This window comes from Alkalicoccobacillus porphyridii, assembly GCF_007293315.1.
In the GTDB taxonomy this organism is placed as follows: Bacteria; Bacillota; Bacilli; order Bacillales; family Bacillaceae_D; genus Alkalicoccobacillus; species Alkalicoccobacillus porphyridii.
In genome coordinates this window covers 1-249 of sequence record NZ_VLXZ01000351.1, presented here as the reverse complement: position 1 = coordinate 249, position 249 = coordinate 1, and the positions used below count along the sequence as shown (strand labels likewise).

General features: G+C 55.8%; 1 protein-coding gene. It reads left to right on the top strand.

The annotated features are described in order from the left end of the window. Positions 1 to 249 (top strand): YqiA/YcfP family alpha/beta fold hydrolase (locus FN960_RS24550; protein WP_368854072.1); only part of this gene is annotated, 249 nt, incomplete at both ends.

The window sequence follows — 249 nt, the reverse complement described above, 5'->3', positions numbered from 1 at the left end:
CGGTTTCAACAGCCCGCCGCGCTCTGCAAAAGCGAGCTTGTTAAAAAACTGGCTGGCGGAACATCACCCTGACGTTGAGATGATCATTCCGCAGTTGCCGCCGTATCCTTCCGACGCGGCAGAACTGCTGGAATCCATTGTCCTGGAACATGGCGGCGATTCGCTGGGTATTGTCGGTTCGTCACTGGGGGGATATTACGCCACCTGGTTGTCGCAATGTTTTATGCTGCCCGCAGTGGTGGTAAACCC